The organism is Alishewanella tabrizica (genome assembly GCF_014652375.1).
In the GTDB taxonomy this organism is placed as follows: Bacteria; Pseudomonadota; Gammaproteobacteria; order Enterobacterales; family Alteromonadaceae; genus Alishewanella; species Alishewanella tabrizica.
The window spans coordinates 60,666-76,047 of record NZ_BMYR01000011.1 but is presented as its reverse complement, the minus strand read 5'-3'; the positions used below and the strand labels follow the sequence as shown (position 1 = coordinate 76,047).

The window sequence follows — 15,382 nt, the reverse complement described above, 5'->3', positions numbered from 1 at the left end:
ATGTTAGATTGAATTTATGCCATTACAATTACAGAAAATAAAAAACAGGGAATTGATATGTTAAAAGCTCACCCGTTACTCGGCGTGTTAATGGGGGTAACCTTATTAGCCAGTTGTGCCAGCAACACGCCGCCGCCATCGGCAACGACAACACCTTTATCTTTTAGTGCCTTAGCGGCTGATATTTGGCAAACTGAACAAGCGCTGGGGCGTGCGCAACCTGATACGTTGTTAGATATGTCTTTACCTGCATTGGCACAGCGGCAACAGCAACGTTTAGCACTTCAACAACGCTTGTTGGCAGTTGATTTGACGACGTTAACTGAACAAGAGCAAATCGATCATGCCATTTTGGCTTATCGTTTAGCAGACGACATTGATCAGTATCGCTTTTTATCTCATTTAACGCCGTTGACCTCCGAGTCTGGCTTTCACACGACACTGGCGTTTAGTTTTCAACGAAGTGCCTTGCGTCAACCCGAAGAGTTCCAACACTATTTAGCACGTTTAGCGGCAGTACCGCGTTATATGGAACAACAAACGGCATTAATGCGCGAAGGCTTAGCGCAAGGGGTTACCCAGCCTAAAGTGGTATTAGCTGGTTTTGAGCAAAGCATTATTTCTTATGTTGCTACAACGCCTGAGCAAAGTGTGTTTTTTCAACCGCTACAGCGTAAGCCTGACAATATCGACGATGCCCAATGGCAGCAGTTTCGCGATCAAGCTGCTGAGCTAATTCGTACGCACATAAATCCAGCGTATCAGGCTTTCTACACCTTTATGGTGCAAGAGTATTTACCTAATGCGCGTGAGGATATTGCTGCGAGCAGCTTACCGAATGGTGCGGCGTTCTATCAAAATCGGTTGGAGCATTACACCACCTTAACGCTTACACCTTTGCAAGTACACCAAACAGGGCTTGCTGAGGTGAAGCGTATTCGTGCGGAAATGCAAAACGTGATTGATAGTTTGGGTTATGCCGGAAGTTTTGCCGAATTTATTCAATTTTTGCGCACGGATCCGCAGTTTTACCCCACCTCGGCAGATGAATTATTGCGCTATGCTGCGTGGTTATCTAAACGGGCCGATGCACAACTGCCGCGGTTTTTTAACCTATTACCCCGTACACCCTATGGCGTAGTGGAAGTACCTGCAGAAATTGCCCCTAAATACACTACTGGCCGTTATGCCGGCGCTAACCGAGATGATCAAGCAGGATACTATTGGGTTAATACCTATGCGCTTAATCGCCGACCTTTATACGAGATGGAAGCGTTAACCTTACATGAAGCGGTTCCTGGTCATCACTTACAAATATCCTTAGCAAGAGAGCAGGGCGAGTTAGCCGATTTCCGTCGCTCGTTCTATACGTCGGCCTTTGGTGAGGGATGGGGACTTTATGCTGAGTATCTAGGCTTAGAAATGGGGTTTTACCAAGATCCCTATAGTAATTTTGGCCGTTTAACCTATGAAATGTGGCGTGCAGCGAGGTTAGTGGTGGATACAGGGATGCACAGCATGGGGTGGACTAGGCAGCAAGCAATTGATTTTTTAGCAGAAAATACGGCTTTGTCTATGCATAACGTGCAAACAGAGATTGATCGTTACATAAGCTGGCCAGCACAAGCGCTGTCGTACAAACTTGGTGAGCTGACCATTAAGCGTTTACGCCAAGAGGCCGAAGCACAATTAGGTGAGCGCTTTGATATTCGCGAGTTTCATGCTGTGGTACTGGGTAACGGCAGTGTGCCACTTGCTGTATTAGAGCAACAAGTAAATCGCTATATCATTGATAAACTGGCACGTTAGAATACTCTAAAGCATTCGCCGGCGCTTGCCGGTAATTAATGTCTAAGGCTAATTTGAGGGGCGAGATCAATCTGCCCCTCGTCAGTAACCACAGCTAATTGACCATCGACATCCAATACAGCAATATTGCCTGATGGCATAGCGCGTACAAAGAGTAACTGATAGCCATACCGTTGTAATTCTGCGACAGAGAACTTTTGCGCTAAATTCAGCTGTTCCCAAAAAAAGTTGAGATCTTTGTTGGTATGACGCCGCTCTTGCGATTGGACTGCGAGCATGTGACTCCTCCGATACTTGATGGTTTAAAATCTAAACATTTGTTTATAGTGACAAAATGTCTTTCCATTGCGATGGTGTCACCGGCATAACCGATAATCGATTACCTTTTTGAACTAAAGGCAGCTCAGTTAGCTTAGTGGAGCCTTTAATTTTGTCTAGTGATATAAGCGCGGGTAGCTTATTTACAAAACATACATCCACAGCGATCCAGCGTGGTTGCTCCAGGGTTGCTTTCGCATCAAAGTAGCGGCTAGCAGCATCAAATTGACTTGGATCAGCATAAGCAGCTTTAACAACTTCAACGATTCCAGCAACGCCAATATGTTTACAACTAGAGTGATATATTAGTACTTGGTCACCTTGGTTCACTTGATCGCGTAAAAAATTTCTAGCCTGATAGTTGCGTACGCCTTCCCAAACAATCGCTTTAGTTGGGGCGTTTGCGAAATCGTCAATACTGCACTCTGTGGGTTCTGTTTTGAATAACCAATAGTTCATTTTGCCAGGCTCCTCGCTTTACGGCAGAATAACAGGACTTTTAATCAGGAAACAGGCTGGAGTATGAGTCAGGTATTAGCAAATCTTTTATCGCTGCTTAAATTAGAGACAATCGAACTGGGATTATATCGGGGTCAAAGTCAGGATCTGGGTTTTAAAGCCGTTTTCGGTGGGCAAGTTATGGGGCAGGCGTTGTCGGCGGCTAAAGAGACCTTACCGGAAGAGCGCAAAGTGCATTCTTTTCATTCTTACTTTTTACGACCTGGTGATGCGAGTAAACCGATTGTTTATGAAGTAGAGGCTATTCGTGATGGTAAGAGTTTCAGTACCAGACGGGTGAGTGCGATTCAGTTTGGTAAACCGATTTTTTACATGACGGCATCGTTTCAAACGGAAGAGATGGGTTTTGAACATCAAGTTTTAATGCCGGAAGTGCCTGGGCCTGATGAGCTAGTCTCAGATTTAGATTTTTACCAGCAGCATGCCGCATATATTCCTGAAAAATTACGCAGCAAATTTATTTGTGAAAAACCGATTGAAATGCGGCCGGTGGATTTTCAAAATCCGTTTTCGCCGCAAGTCAGCCCTGCTAAACGTCATGTTTGGTTTAAAGCTAATGGGGTCATGCCAGATGATCTTCGGGTTCATAAATACTTATTAGCGTATGCATCAGACTTTAACTTTTTGCCAACCGCTTTACAGCCCCATGGTCGTTCTTTTATGGCGCCGACTATGCAAGTGGCTACGATTGATCATGCCATGTGGTTTCACCATGATTTTCGCTTCGATGATTGGTTGTTGTATGCGGTAGATAGCCCTGCTGCCTCTGGTGGCAGAGGATTGGTGCAGGGCCAGTTTTTTAGTCGCGACGGCAAGTTAGTCGCCACGACGATTCAACAAGGGGTGATTCGCGAGTACCGTACTTAATGTTATTGAGGCATTATACTATTGATACTTTGCAGTACCTCACTACGGAGTAATGAATTGACCGTATGCGCTAAATGCGTTAATTCTGGGGTTGCCACCACCCGGTTGTCATGATCAAGCTGGGTGTATCCCGCCGTTTTTAATGCTTGGCTGAGCGTGGCAAACAAATTTTTATCGTAATATTCGGGAGCATTAATGCCATGAAGCGTGAGTAAACGCTGTGCTAAGTGATGGCTTTGCTGCTCTAACTCAGCGCGAATATGCGGGCCCTTGATGCGAAGTAAGTTAAATACCATCGCATAGCGTTGTAAGGTATGCTCAGCGTTGTGCGCCAGTAAATCTAACATAACGTACTGCTGGCTATGTTGTGCCGGTGCGTGATAGTACTCGCCTTCTAATTCAATCAAGCCTTGTGTGTGCAGTTGCGCTAGTATCTGGATGCAGTATTGCGTAATAGAGGGTACATATAAGAAGAGTTCTTGACGCAAAATGGCGTAAAGAGGCTCTACAATTTGCAGCAATTGCTGTTGAGTCACCTGGCGTTGATGTAGTACGGCTGAGGCCAAAATCGCCGGTATGATAAACAGATGCAGAATGTTATTGCGATAGTAACTCATTAGTATGGCGTTAGCGGGTGTTAAGCTAATGAGTTCGCCAAAGCTGTCACGTGATACCTGGATTTTTTGCATTTTTTCTGCGTGATCAATCATCTGTTCTGGCGTCATATCCGGCGTGCTCACTAACGCATGATAAGGGGCTTGTGCTTGCAGTGCTAAGTAGCTATTTAGCTGTGCGATGACTTCTTGACGAGTGAGCGTTTTTTTATCGCTTGCCAATAAACATAGGGCTAATAAATTGATACTGTTCAATGCTGCAGCCTGATTAATGTGCCGCATAATTTGATCAGAAAGTTTCGCAACAAGCGGATTTATCCAATGGGGTTTTGGTGCTTCTAAAGGATTTATATCGCTTTTCCAGTCGGGTACTTGTTGCGTAAGATAGTGATTAAGTGAAATCGGCTCACCAAAATTAACATACCCATAGCCATAATCACGTAAATTACGTATTGCTTTGATTACCCCGCCAACGGATTCTTTCTTCTTACCCGAGCCTTGTAATTCGCTAAGGTAAGTATTCACTTCCATCACATGTTCGTAACCCAAATAAACGGGCACTAACGTAACGGGGCGATCGATACCTCGTAACATCGATTGAACGGTCATGGCCAGCATGCCCGTTTTAGGCGTGAGCAATCGCCCCGTTCTGCTGCGCCCCCCTTCGGTATAATATTTAACCGCATAGCCCTTCATAAACAATAAGCTGAGGTATTCTCTGAATACGGCAGAGTAAAGTTTATCACCACTGAAACTGCGGCGGATAAAAAAGGCGCCACCGCGACGAAATAAGGTTCCGGCTGGCCAAAAGTTCAAATTAATCCCTGCGGCAATGTGCGGCGGTACTAAACCTTGATGGTAGATAATATAACTGAGGAGTAAATAATCCATATGGCTGCGATGACATGGAACATAAACAATTTCATGCCCCTTTTGTGCCAGATCACGCAACATTTCTGCGTTATTGACCTGAATGCCGTTATACAACTTTTGCCAAAGCCAAGTAAGTAGCCGATCGCCAAATCGCAACGTCGAGGTTCGGTAATCTGCGGCAATTTCATTAAGCAACTTACGCGCCGCTTGCTGGGCCGCCTGTTGACTGATCCGTTTGCTGGCGGCTTCATCAGCAATGGCTTTTTTTAGCGCTGGGCTGGCAAGTAGAGCATTAAACAACTGATTGCGATTCATCAGTTTAGGGCCGGTTGCAGCCAAGCGTTGACGATAAAAGTGAATACGTGACATGCGCAGCAGTTTACGGGCAGTCACTTCTTCAGCCCCAAACTGCTCTGCCATTTGTTGTAAATCTACGGGTTTACTTAGGCGTACCAATGTGTGGCGGCCTGACACTAAAACAATGATCAGTTTCGCCAGCCAGTTGGGCGAGTGCGCTTCACCCAATAACCATTTAATACTGTCTTCCTTGCCAGGTGCTCGGCCCCATAAAATGGCGGCTGGCATCAGTTGCGCTTGTAAAGCAGGATTTGCAAGGTGGGCGGCTAACAGCGCTTGTCCCCACTTGAGCGCATCCGTTTTACGTCTACCACCGATCAATTGATGTGGCCGCTCTAAAAAAAGGGTTCTAGGTAAAAGCTGGCCGTTAAGGGTGATTTTACCCAGTGGATCAGGTAGCGCGAGTTGCTGACAGACTCGGCGTAAGGTGGCTAAATCGCTCGCCGACTCGGTATGGCAAATATAAAATAAGGGTTTATCTGGCGTGATACCCAATTTTAGTTGCGGATTGTCAGGCACAATTTTGAATTTAACGAGTAAGCGAATTGGCCATTTTAACAGCGTGGTGAACAGCGCTAAGCTAGAAAACATACTTAATATCAACCAGACAAAAGACAAATACAAAGTGCGTTAGAATAACACATGCCTTGCTTAACTCCCTATACCTGCCTTGTGCTTATCTGCCCCAGTACCGCTACATACGGTAAATACTTGGCAATCATTAAAAGGCTGTATATACTCACAGTAAATACTGTATAGGTAGCCAGCACTATGAGACCACTTACGCCGCGCCAGGCAGAAATTCTGCAGCTTATTAAAGATTATCAGCTAGAAACCGGTATGCCACCTACTCGTGCCGAGATTGCCTTAAAGCTGGGGTTTAAATCGGCTAATGCGGCAGAAGAGCATTTAAAGGCGCTTGCCAAAAAAGGGGTGATAGAAATGCTCCCGGGTACGTCTCGTGGCATCCGTTTACTGGAAGATGAGCCTGCGCCAGAACAATTGGGCTTACCACTTATTGGCAAAGTGGCGGCTGGGCAACCCATTCTAGCGGCAGAGCATGTACAAAATCATTATCAAATCGCCGCACATTTATTTAAGCCACATGCTGATTTTCTGTTAAAAGTTCAGGGGATGAGCATGCAGGATATCGGTATTTTAGACGGAGATTTACTGGCAGTTCATAAAACAAGCCAAGCAGAGTCTGGGCAAGTTATCGTGGCGCGCGTTGATGAGGAAGTGACGGTGAAACGTTTTCAACGCCAAGGACATCAAGTACTCCTTTTACCTGAAAATGCCGATTTTGATGTAATAAAGGTGGATTTGCGTCAGCAACAATTTGCTATAGAAGGCTTGGCAGTTGGCGTTATTCGCAATGGAAGCTGGTTATAATAAATACTGCGTTTAAAATGTGTTCCAAACGTGTGGCAATGCCGTTTTTGCTGGAGTGCAGGCTATAAATCACACGTTACTCAATGAGTTAATCTAGTTATGCGCTGGTACGACCAGAGGGTTTTATTAGCGCATTTTCAATTTAGGGGTTTACATTATCCCATTCCTGGACAATTCTTAATCTGAAGCTGCTTAAAAAATAACAAAGCATAGCCGCTTCCGATTATTGCGCATGACGCTAAATCGATTAAAAAAATAACAATAAAAAAAATTGCCAAGCTTAACACATAGATTCGGTAGGGTGGGTTGTTGAAAACCGTGTAGTTCTGTGTACTTAGCTGCTGCAATTGCATTGCAAATGACAGAGGAGAAGTACAGTGACAAACGCGCGTTGTCTGCTTTGGTCGCTGCCGACCCTGCTTTTTACCGCTTCGGTAAACGCATCATCATCTATGCCTTTAAATATGACTAAAGGCGTAACAGAAATTAGTCAGCAGGTTTATCAACTGCATATGACTATTTTTTGGATATGTTGCGCTATTGGTGCAGTGGTGTTTGGGATTATGTTTTGGTCCATCATTCGCCATCGTAAAGCAAGAGGGGTGCAGCCGGCTTCATTTCACGAAAGTACCAAAATTGAAATTCTTTGGACCGCTATCCCGGTTGTAATTTTAATTGTGATGGCGATACCCGCAACGAATACCTTAATTGCTATGGATGATACTACTGATGCTGATGTCACAGTATTAGTCACCGGTTCGCAATGGAAGTGGCATTATAAATATTTAGACCATGAGGTTGAGTATTTCTCGCTACTTGCTACCCCGCGTGAACAAATCTCCAATAAGTTAGCCAAGGGTGAAAACTATTTACTCGAGGTTGATCGCCCTCTTGTTATTCCTACTGGTAAAAAAGTACGGTTTTTAATGACATCCGATGATGTTATTCACTCGTGGTGGGTTCCTGCGTTTGCTATTAAGAAAGATGCGAACCCGGGATTTATCAATGAGGCATGGACACGTGTTGATGAGCCGGGTCTTTATCGCGGTCAATGTGCGGAACTCTGTGGCAAAGATCATGGCTTTATGCCGATTGTGGTTATTGCTAAAACGCCTGAAGACTATCAAGCCTGGGTAACCCAAGAGGAAACCCGAATTGCGACAGCCAAAGCTGCTGAGCGCGAGTTGCTTGCGATGAATATGAGCATGGAAGAGTTAATGAGTACCGGTGAGCGAGTTTATCAAGGCTGGTGTGTAGCATGTCATCAGATCGCGGGAACCGGTTTACCGGGTATATTTCCGCCGCTCAAAGGCAGTCAACTTATTTTGACAGATCGTGCAGCCCATATTGATATTTTGGTCAATGGTAAGCCAGGCACGGCCATGCAAGCTTTCGGACAGCAGTTAAGCTTAAAAGAATTAGCGGCTGTTATCACCTATACCCGCAATGCATTTGACAATAACACCGGTGACACCGTGCAAGCTGCCGATGTGTTCGCTGTTCAGCAAGGCAAGGGAGAATAACGGATGTCAGCAATCAGTTCAGAACATGATGATCATGCTCATGATCACAAACCAAGCGGGATTAAACGTTGGCTGTTTACCACCAATCACAAAGACATTGGCAGCATGTACCTTATTTTTGCGTTGCTTATGTTTTTTCTCGGTGGCGCCATGGCCATGGTTATCCGGTTAGAGTTATTTCAACCAGGGATGCAGTTTGTAGAGCCGCAGTTTTTTAATCAGATGACAACGGTACATGGTCTTATTATGGTTTTTGGTGCCGTTATGCCAGCCTTTACTGGCTTGGCTAACTGGATGATTCCCATAATGATTGGTGCGCCTGATATGGCGTTACCGCGGATGAATAATTGGAGCTTTTGGATTTTACCTTTTGCTTTCCTTATTTTGATTTTAAGTTTGTTTATGCCAGGTGGCGGCCCCAGCTTTGGCTGGACCTTTTATGCTCCGCTCTCAACGACATACAGTAATGACAGTACGGCGTTATTTGTTTTCGCGATACATATCATGGGGATCTCGTCCATTATGGGCGCTATCAATGTCATCGTAACTATTTGGAATATGCGCGCGCCGGGCATGACTTGGATGAAAATGCCGCTATTCGTTTGGACTTGGTTTATTACGGCATTTTTACTGATTATGGTGATGCCTGTGCTGGCAACCGTAGTCACCATGGTACTTACTGATAAATACTTTGGTACCAGCTTTTTTGATGCGGCTGGAGGGGGCGATCCGGTGTTGTTCCAGCATATTTTCTGGTTCTTTGGTCACCCAGAAGTGTACATCATGATTTTACCTGCTTTTGGTATTGTCTCGGCGATCATCCCCACCTTTGCCCGTAAACGCTTATTTGGTTACGCCTCTATGGTGTATGCCACTGCCAGTATTGCTATTTTGTCATTCCTGGTATGGGCGCACCATATGTTTACAACAGGTATGCCGGTATTTGCCACCCTGTTTTTTATGTATGCCACCATGTTAATTGCGGTACCCACTGGTGTGAAAGTATTTAACTGGGTTGCAACTATGTGGCGTGGTGCCATGACCTTTGAAGTGCCCATGATGTTTGCTTTAGCCTTTATTGTTCTCTTTACCATTGGTGGTTTTTCAGGATTGATGCTGGCGATTACGCCCGCTGATTTTCAATACCACGACACCTATTTTGTGGTGGCGCATTTCCATTATGTATTGGTAACTGGAGCGGTATTTTCCATTATTGCCGCGGCGTATTACTGGCTACCAAAGTGGACAGGGTATATGTACGACGAGCGCTTGGGGCAAATGCATTTTTGGTGCTCGTTAATCTCGGTTAATTTGCTGTTCTTTCCGATGCATTTTGTGGGGTTAGCAGGCATGCCTCGGCGGATCCCAGATTACGCGTTGCAATTTGCTGATTTTAACGCCTTTATCAGTGTGGGAGGTTTCTTATTTGGCCTATCGCAACTGATTTTTGTATGGGTAGTGGTGAAATGCGCGCGCGGTGGTGAGAAAGCTACTGCACAAGTGTGGGAAGGGGCAGAAGGCTTAGAGTGGGAGATTCCCTCGCCAGCGCCTTATCACACCTTTGAAACGCCACCGGTGATTAAATAGGACAGTATTATGCCAGCACATCGCCGCTTAGTGAGTAAATTACTGCTTGTCGCCTTGCTGATGTTTGGCTTTGGCTATGCGTTGGTGCCGCTGTATGAGGTATTTTGTGAGGTAACCGGTATTAACGGTAAAACATCGAATACCCCAGCAATGCTTTTGGTTGATGGCGTGGATACCAGTAGGGTAGTCACCATTGAGTTTTTAGCGAAGCCCAATAAAGATATGCCGTGGATCTTTAAACCTGAAGTACGGCGTATGACCGTTCATCCTGGTGAAGTTCATGTGATGAACTATCTAGCAGAAAATCCCACTGCACAGATGATCGTTGGTCAAGCGGTACCATCCGTATCGCCAGGCCAAGCTGCATTGTACTTGCATAAGATCGAATGTTTCTGTTTCACCCAACAACAATTAGCTGGCGGCAAAAATATGCTTATGCCAGTGCAGTTTTATGTAGACCCAGCGTTGCCTGCACAGTTCAGTACGATCACCCTGAACTACACCTTGTACGATGTGACCGCAAGTTGGCAACCCGTGGCGTCAATAGAAAAGATTGGGGAATAAAATGACGAAAACCTATGAAAAATATTATGTACCTGCGCAAAGCCCTTGGCCAATAGTCGGTGCTGTAGCGTTATTCTGTATTGCCTTTGGTGCAGGGCATTTTGTTATTGATATCAGTAAGCAACAAAGTGGTTTTGGTGGCTGGTTACTGTTATTAGGTTTGGCAATACTCGTGTTTATGTTAATCGGCTGGTTTCGGAATGTGATTGAAGAATCCATGTCAGGTTTATATAGCAGCCAAATGGATCGCTCGTTTCGGCAAGGGATGAGTTGGTTTATTTTATCGGAAGCAATGTTTTTTATGGCGTTTTTTGGCGCGCTGTTTTATGGCCGTTTTATTGCGATGGAATGGCTGGGGGGAGCCAGTAACAACGCCATGACATTTGCGATCTTGTGGCCAGAATTTCAACCGTCGTGGCCATTACTCAAAACACCAGGGGGTATTGAAACGCAGGCGATGCCAGCGTGGGGGTTACCAGCGATTAATACCTTTATTCTGATTGTATCTTCTATTACTTTGCACTTTGCGCACACTGGGCTAATTCAGAATAAACGTGGCCAGTTAAAAGCGATGCTTGGGCTAACCTTGGTATTAGGTGCGATATTCCTCTGCTTGCAAGGTTATGAATATGTACATGCTTACCGTGATTTGGGTTTAAAACTCGATTCAGGTTTTTATGGTAATACCTTCTTTTTACTTACCGGCTTTCACGGGGTACACGTCACGCTCGGAGCGGTAATCCTGTTGTTTGTTTTTTTTCGAGTACTAAAAGGGCATTTTACGCCTGAAAAGCATTTTGCCTTTCAAGCGGGTGCGTGGTATTGGCATTTTGTGGATGTGGTTTGGGTGTGCTTATTCTTTTTTGTGTATGTGCTGTAACACCCGTAGCCACCGTTTTAGGTTAATAAGGCCGTGGATTTGGCGTAATTAAACCGGTGGCGATAGCAAGCACAATCAATGCTAATGCCACAGCGGAGTACAGCACGCGCTTTCCGAGTAACTGAGCCATTGGAATAGCGCTGTCCTGCTGACGTAGCATGCTTATGCCAGCCCGAAATAAATTGACCAAAATATATAATAATAACAGTGCGATGATGATTTTAATCAGCATACATAACTCCGAGGTTTGACTGATGCAGTTAATGTTGTTCGGTCACAGATTTATCATTAACCGACTTTGGTTATTACTTACTCTGGCTGCATTTGCCATTTTAATCAAGTTGTCTTATTGGCAGTTACAACGTGCGACCGAGAAAACCGAGCAATTACAGCAATTAGCCCAGCAATTGCAGCAAGGGCCGGTGGCGGGTGAGGACTTACTTTCTCAAGTTGTAACGGCGGTTGATGGTCTGGTTATTCAAGATGATGCCTATTGGTTACCGCCCTTTATTTGGCTACTTGATAATCAAATTTTAGAGGGGCGTGTTGGGTATGATGTAATCATTCCGGTGCAATTTACGGACAGTACTACGGCGGTGTTGGTAAATTTGGGTTGGGTAGCCGCTCCCCCCAGTCGCCAACAGCTGCCTCAACTTGACATTCCTGAGGTGCTAGCGCTCGACGGGTTAGTGAGAACAAAAATGGGCGGGGTATTGCTGGGGCAAAATATCGAGGGCAATACTTACCCAATGCGTATGCAACAGGTTGACTTTAGTCTTTTACAGCAACAGCTGCCTTTGTCCCTCTATCCCGCGCTGGTTTACCAACAACAACCCTCAGCTTTTATACCGCATTATCAAGCCGTTGTGTTACCGCCAGAAAAGCATCGAGGCTATGCTTTGCAGTGGTTTGGTTTAGCCCTTGCAGTATTGGGCGTAGCGTTCGCAGCCAGTAAGCAATCTATAAAAGAGTAGCCGGAGAAAATATGAATAAGAATAAATTTTTAATACTCTTTATTTTGTGTTGTGCCTTGCCATTATTAGCCGCCAAAGTAATTTTAGAATTAGGCTGGTTTACGGCTGGCTCCTCTAGTCAGGGAAAATGGTTGCAACAAGAAATCTTCTTATTAGAGGATGCAAGTCTTCAACAGAATCATTGGCGAATTGCGGTTGTTGCCGAACACTGTGAACAATTACGCTGCCAGCAAGCATTACATACTGTGCAACAACTTTATGTCGGATTGGGCCGCAAACAAAATCAAGTACAAACAGTTTTTGTTGGCCAAGCCTTACCCGCAGAGTATTCGTTATTTCACTTACATCAATCACCGGCGGCCAGCCAATTACAAAACCAAATTGTTATCGTGGACCAGCATGGTTTGGCTTTGCTGAGCTACCCCATGCCAGAACAGGCTGAGCAGATGGCAACAACCGCTAAAGCAATTCGTGCTGATTTGATGAAGTTAATTAATTATGACAGGACCAGTGTATGACTGGCGTTATATCAATAAACCGTAGTCATGGGTTGGGCCGGGAGTAGTCAAATGACGTTACACAAAAAATTAATAACATTTACGTTATGTTGGACCATGTTGGTAATTATATTAGGGGCTTATACGCGATTAACGGATGCCGGTTTGGGTTGTCCGGATTGGCCAGGTTGTTATGGCTTTTTGAAGGTGCCTCATAAAGCTGAAAAAATGGAGATTGCTGCTGCACGCTTTCCTGAACGCCCGTTAGAGCATCACAAAGCGTGGAACGAAATGATTCATCGATATTTGGCGGGCACCTTAGGATTGCTAATCGGTGCGTTGTTTGTGATCTATTGGCGCCAACAAAAACGGCTAACTGCATTACCAACTGCGTTACTAGGTATTGTCATTTTTCAAGCCACTCTCGGCGCTTGGACTGTGACCATGGGATTATTGCCTATAGTTGTATTAGCGCATCTTTTATTTGGATTTATTTTATTTAGTTTATTGGCGGTATTTTGGTTACAACAGCACCCAAGCTGGCGCAACACCGAGCAGCATTTACGCCCGCTTCTGCCACTCGCTTATGCGGCATTAATTGTGGTGTTTTTGCAAATTGCTTTAGGTGGGTGGACTGCCGCGAATTATGCTGCCTTAGCCTGTATTGATTTACCCCTTTGTGAGGCTGGATGGTCAAGCCGTTTGGCTTTTGCTGAGGCCTTTGATCTCCATTTAGGTCATGACGATTACGAATACGGTGTTATGTCACAAGATGCGCGAGCCACTATTCATGTGTTGCATCGACTGGGCGCCGTGATCACTTTTAGCGTGGTTGCTTGGTTTGCATGGCGTTTATACCGCGTTGCGCAAACACAACTAATGCAGCGATTGGCGCAGGCAATCGCACTGGTTTTGCTTGTACAGTTTACCTTAGGTGTACTGAATATCGTATTACATTTGCCGTTAGCTAATGCGGTAGCACATAACTTTGTCGGTGCTAATTTGCTGATGTTACTCGTAATTGCATGTTATCAAATTCGTAAGCCGCAAGGCAGGGAGGTTTAAATGGCAACGGTGTTATTAACGCGGCAACATAGTCGGATCTGGCGTGATTATTTGGAACTTACCAAGCCTAAAGTAGTGGCACTATTAGTGCTAACCGCATGGGTAGGCATGGTGCTGGCCAGCGAATCACTGGCAGCTTGGCCATTACTCTTTGCGGCTACATTAGGTATAGGCTTGTTGTCTGCCGCGGCAGCCGCGTTAAATCATGTGGTAGATCAACGAATTGATGCCATGATGGCGCGGACACATACTCGGCCGGTTGCTCGCGGCCGGGTGAGTAGTAAAAACGCAATTATATTTGCCTGCAGCTTAGCAAGTAGTGGTTTTATATTGCTGTATGTTGCCGTTAATCCTTTAACGGCATGGCTAACATTATTAAGTTTATTTGGGTACGCGGTGGTATATACCATGTTTTTAAAGCGTGCTACGCCGCAAAACATTGTGATTGGCGGTCTGGCTGGCGCCATGCCACCGTTGTTAGGCTGGACAGCGGTGACTGGGGAATTACATGGGCACGCATTATTGTTAGTAATGATTATTTTTGCTTGGACGCCACCGCATTTTTGGGCGCTGGCGATTCATCGTCGTGACGATTATGCTCGCGTAAATATGCCAATGTTACCGGTCACTCACGGTATCGAATTTACTAAAAGTGCCATTTTACTCTATACACTTTTATTGTGTTTAGTGTGTTTATTACCCTATATAGTTGGCATGACAGGGGCCGTTTATCTTATAGGTAGCACATTATTGAATATTCGTTTTTTACAGTATGCCTGGAGGTTAAAGTTTGCCGCTGACAATACCACGGCAATGGCCACCTTTAAGTTTTCAATTGTGCATTTAATGGTACTATTCTTGGTATTACTGGTAGATCATTATTTTAAGGTGTTGGCGCTGTATGTTTCGTAATATGCATTATGGTTTATTGATTGTTGGCGCGCTGGTGGCTGGCGTGCTTGCGTATTTATTTTGGCAACAGCAAGCAGAACCGAAGCAAGCCCTCGTTTATCCTCAAGCGCGTAATTTAGTTGAATTTACGCTCACTGATCAACATGGCAATACGATTGGGCGCGAGAACTTGTATCAGCAATGGACATTAGCTTTTGTTGGTTATACGTATTGCCCAGATATTTGTCCTCTGACCCTAGCAAAACTGGCTGGTGCGCAACCCGAGCTCGCCGCTATGGTCCAAGAACCTTTAAAAATCTGGTTTATTTCGGTTGATCCGCAACGGGATACACCTGCACAAATCAACGATTATGTTAATTATTTTCAGCAACCTGCGTTGTTGGGCGTCACCGCAGGTCATGATCAATTGTTCCCTTTTGTGCGCCAACTGGGCTTAATGTATGCCATGAGTAGCAATGCAGAGGGGAATTACTTGGTTGATCACAGTGCTTCTGTGGTACTGATTAATCCACAAGGTCAGTTAGTGGCAATGTTTAAACCTGAAATGATCGTTGGGCAGCCGCCGGTCATCGATACCGAGCAGCTGCTGGCTGATTTCCCAAGGGTACTAGCACGTTTACGCTAGCGTGGA

At 45.1% G+C, this 15,382-nt stretch carries 16 protein-coding genes; 12 read left to right on the top strand and 4 right to left on the bottom strand.

The genetic code is table 11. From position 1 onward, the window contains the following. Nucleotides 1–57 precede the first annotated feature (57 nt). The gene (locus IE070_RS13290) at nt 58–1,809 is read left to right on the top strand and encodes a DUF885 domain-containing protein (protein ID WP_189483683.1); all 1,752 of its coding nucleotides are present in this window, start codon (nt 58–60) and stop codon (nt 1,807–1,809) included. Nucleotides 1,810–1,844: 35 nt separating this feature from the next. Here the strand turns inward: IE070_RS13290 and IE070_RS13285 are convergent, their stop codons facing one another. Both IE070_RS13285 and IE070_RS13280 read right to left on the bottom strand, forming a co-directional pair. Then, nucleotides 1,845–2,087: a hypothetical protein gene (locus tag IE070_RS13285; protein ID WP_189483682.1), complete on the bottom strand. Its 243-nt coding sequence runs from the start codon at nt 2,085–2,087 to the stop codon at nt 1,845–1,847. A gap of 43 nt (nt 2,088–2,130) precedes the next feature. After that, nucleotides 2,131–2,586, bottom strand: coding sequence for an EVE domain-containing protein (locus IE070_RS13280; protein ID WP_189483681.1), 456 nt, complete (start codon nt 2,584–2,586; stop codon nt 2,131–2,133). Nucleotides 2,587–2,649: 63 nt separating this feature from the next. Here IE070_RS13280 and tesB point away from each other — a divergent pair, with 63 nt between their 5' ends. After that, on the top strand, nt 2,650–3,513 hold the full coding sequence (tesB, locus tag IE070_RS13275) for an acyl-CoA thioesterase II (protein ID WP_189483680.1): 864 nt from the start codon (nt 2,650–2,652) through the stop codon (nt 3,511–3,513). Between the two features lie 2 nt (nt 3,514–3,515). Here tesB and plsB read toward each other — a convergent pair whose 3' ends face one another. Continuing rightward, on the bottom strand, nt 3,516–5,948 hold the full coding sequence (gene plsB, locus IE070_RS13270) for a glycerol-3-phosphate 1-O-acyltransferase PlsB (protein WP_189483679.1): 2,433 nt from the start codon (nt 5,946–5,948) through the stop codon (nt 3,516–3,518). A gap of 180 nt (nt 5,949–6,128) precedes the next feature. On the opposite strand from plsB, the gene lexA reads away from it, so the two are divergent. The 5 genes from lexA to IE070_RS13245 all read left to right on the top strand — a co-directional run bounded on the left by lexA (nt 6,129) and on the right by IE070_RS13245 (nt 11,303). Beyond that, nucleotides 6,129–6,749, top strand: coding sequence for a transcriptional repressor LexA (gene lexA, locus IE070_RS13265; RefSeq protein ID WP_189483678.1), 621 nt, complete (start codon nt 6,129–6,131; stop codon nt 6,747–6,749). 377 nt (nt 6,750–7,126) lie between these two features. Then, on the top strand, nt 7,127–8,272 hold the full coding sequence (gene coxB, locus IE070_RS13260) for a cytochrome c oxidase subunit II (protein ID WP_444541863.1): 1,146 nt from the start codon (nt 7,127–7,129) through the stop codon (nt 8,270–8,272). 3 nt (nt 8,273–8,275) lie between these two features. Further along, a complete protein-coding gene (ctaD, locus tag IE070_RS13255) occupies nt 8,276–9,859 on the top strand; it encodes a cytochrome c oxidase subunit I (RefSeq protein WP_189483677.1) in 1,584 nt (527 codons plus the stop codon). A gap of 9 nt (nt 9,860–9,868) precedes the next feature. Continuing rightward, nucleotides 9,869–10,423, top strand: coding sequence for a cytochrome c oxidase assembly protein (locus IE070_RS13250; protein WP_189483676.1), 555 nt, complete (start codon nt 9,869–9,871; stop codon nt 10,421–10,423). Nucleotide 10,424: 1 nt separating this feature from the next. Then, a complete protein-coding gene (locus IE070_RS13245; RefSeq protein WP_189483675.1) occupies nt 10,425–11,303 on the top strand; it encodes a cytochrome c oxidase subunit 3 in 879 nt (292 codons plus the stop codon). A 22-nt stretch (nt 11,304–11,325) separates the two neighbouring features. Here the strand turns inward: IE070_RS13245 and IE070_RS13240 are convergent, their stop codons facing one another. After that, complete coding sequence (locus tag IE070_RS13240; protein ID WP_189483674.1) at nt 11,326–11,535, bottom strand: DUF2909 family protein; 210 nt, start codon at nt 11,533–11,535, stop codon at nt 11,326–11,328. Nucleotides 11,536–11,557: 22 nt separating this feature from the next. On the opposite strand from IE070_RS13240, the gene IE070_RS13235 reads away from it, so the two are divergent. The 5 genes from IE070_RS13235 to IE070_RS13215 are packed head-to-tail and all read left to right on the top strand — an operon-like array spanning nt 11,558 to nt 15,376. Then, nucleotides 11,558–12,277: an SURF1 family protein gene (locus IE070_RS13235; RefSeq protein ID WP_189483673.1), complete on the top strand. Its 720-nt coding sequence runs from the start codon at nt 11,558–11,560 to the stop codon at nt 12,275–12,277. 11 nt (nt 12,278–12,288) lie between these two features. Next, the gene (locus tag IE070_RS13230; protein WP_189483672.1) at nt 12,289–12,795 is read left to right on the top strand and encodes a redox-active disulfide-containing membrane protein; all 507 of its coding nucleotides are present in this window, start codon (nt 12,289–12,291) and stop codon (nt 12,793–12,795) included. 51 nt (nt 12,796–12,846) lie between these two features. Next, nucleotides 12,847–13,839, top strand: coding sequence for a COX15/CtaA family protein (locus IE070_RS13225; protein ID WP_189483671.1), 993 nt, complete (start codon nt 12,847–12,849; stop codon nt 13,837–13,839). After that, on the top strand, nt 13,840–14,751 hold the full coding sequence (gene cyoE / locus IE070_RS13220; RefSeq protein WP_189483670.1) for a heme o synthase: 912 nt from the start codon (nt 13,840–13,842) through the stop codon (nt 14,749–14,751). Continuing rightward, the gene (locus tag IE070_RS13215; RefSeq protein WP_189483669.1) at nt 14,741–15,376 is read left to right on the top strand and encodes an SCO family protein; all 636 of its coding nucleotides are present in this window, start codon (nt 14,741–14,743) and stop codon (nt 15,374–15,376) included. Before cyoE ends, IE070_RS13215 begins: the two co-directional genes overlap by 11 nt. The last annotated feature ends 6 nt before the right edge of the window (nt 15,377–15,382 follow it).

Excerpts from the sequence above, each read along its gene's own strand:
- IE070_RS13290 (WP_189483683.1), top strand. The coding sequence starts at position 58 with ATGTTAAAAGCTCACCCGTTACTCGGCGTGTTAATGGGGGTAACCTTA.
- IE070_RS13285 (WP_189483682.1), bottom strand. The coding sequence starts at position 2,087 with ATGCTCGCAGTCCAATCGCAAGAGCGGCGTCATACCAACAAAGATCTC.
- IE070_RS13280 (WP_189483681.1), bottom strand. The coding sequence starts at position 2,586 with ATGAACTATTGGTTATTCAAAACAGAACCCACAGAGTGCAGTATTGAC.
- tesB (WP_189483680.1), top strand. The coding sequence starts at position 2,650 with ATGAGTCAGGTATTAGCAAATCTTTTATCGCTGCTTAAATTAGAGACA.
- plsB (WP_189483679.1), bottom strand. The coding sequence starts at position 5,948 with ATGTTTTCTAGCTTAGCGCTGTTCACCACGCTGTTAAAATGGCCAATT.
- lexA (WP_189483678.1), top strand. The coding sequence starts at position 6,129 with ATGAGACCACTTACGCCGCGCCAGGCAGAAATTCTGCAGCTTATTAAA.
- ctaD (WP_189483677.1), top strand. The coding sequence starts at position 8,276 with ATGTCAGCAATCAGTTCAGAACATGATGATCATGCTCATGATCACAAA.
- IE070_RS13250 (WP_189483676.1), top strand. The coding sequence starts at position 9,869 with ATGCCAGCACATCGCCGCTTAGTGAGTAAATTACTGCTTGTCGCCTTG.
- IE070_RS13245 (WP_189483675.1), top strand. The coding sequence starts at position 10,425 with ATGACGAAAACCTATGAAAAATATTATGTACCTGCGCAAAGCCCTTGG.
- IE070_RS13240 (WP_189483674.1), bottom strand. The coding sequence starts at position 11,535 with ATGCTGATTAAAATCATCATCGCACTGTTATTATTATATATTTTGGTC.
- IE070_RS13235 (WP_189483673.1), top strand. The coding sequence starts at position 11,558 with ATGCAGTTAATGTTGTTCGGTCACAGATTTATCATTAACCGACTTTGG.
- IE070_RS13230 (WP_189483672.1), top strand. The coding sequence starts at position 12,289 with ATGAATAAGAATAAATTTTTAATACTCTTTATTTTGTGTTGTGCCTTG.
- IE070_RS13225 (WP_189483671.1), top strand. The coding sequence starts at position 12,847 with ATGACGTTACACAAAAAATTAATAACATTTACGTTATGTTGGACCATG.
- cyoE (WP_189483670.1), top strand. The coding sequence starts at position 13,840 with ATGGCAACGGTGTTATTAACGCGGCAACATAGTCGGATCTGGCGTGAT.
- IE070_RS13215 (WP_189483669.1), top strand. The coding sequence starts at position 14,741 with ATGTTTCGTAATATGCATTATGGTTTATTGATTGTTGGCGCGCTGGTG.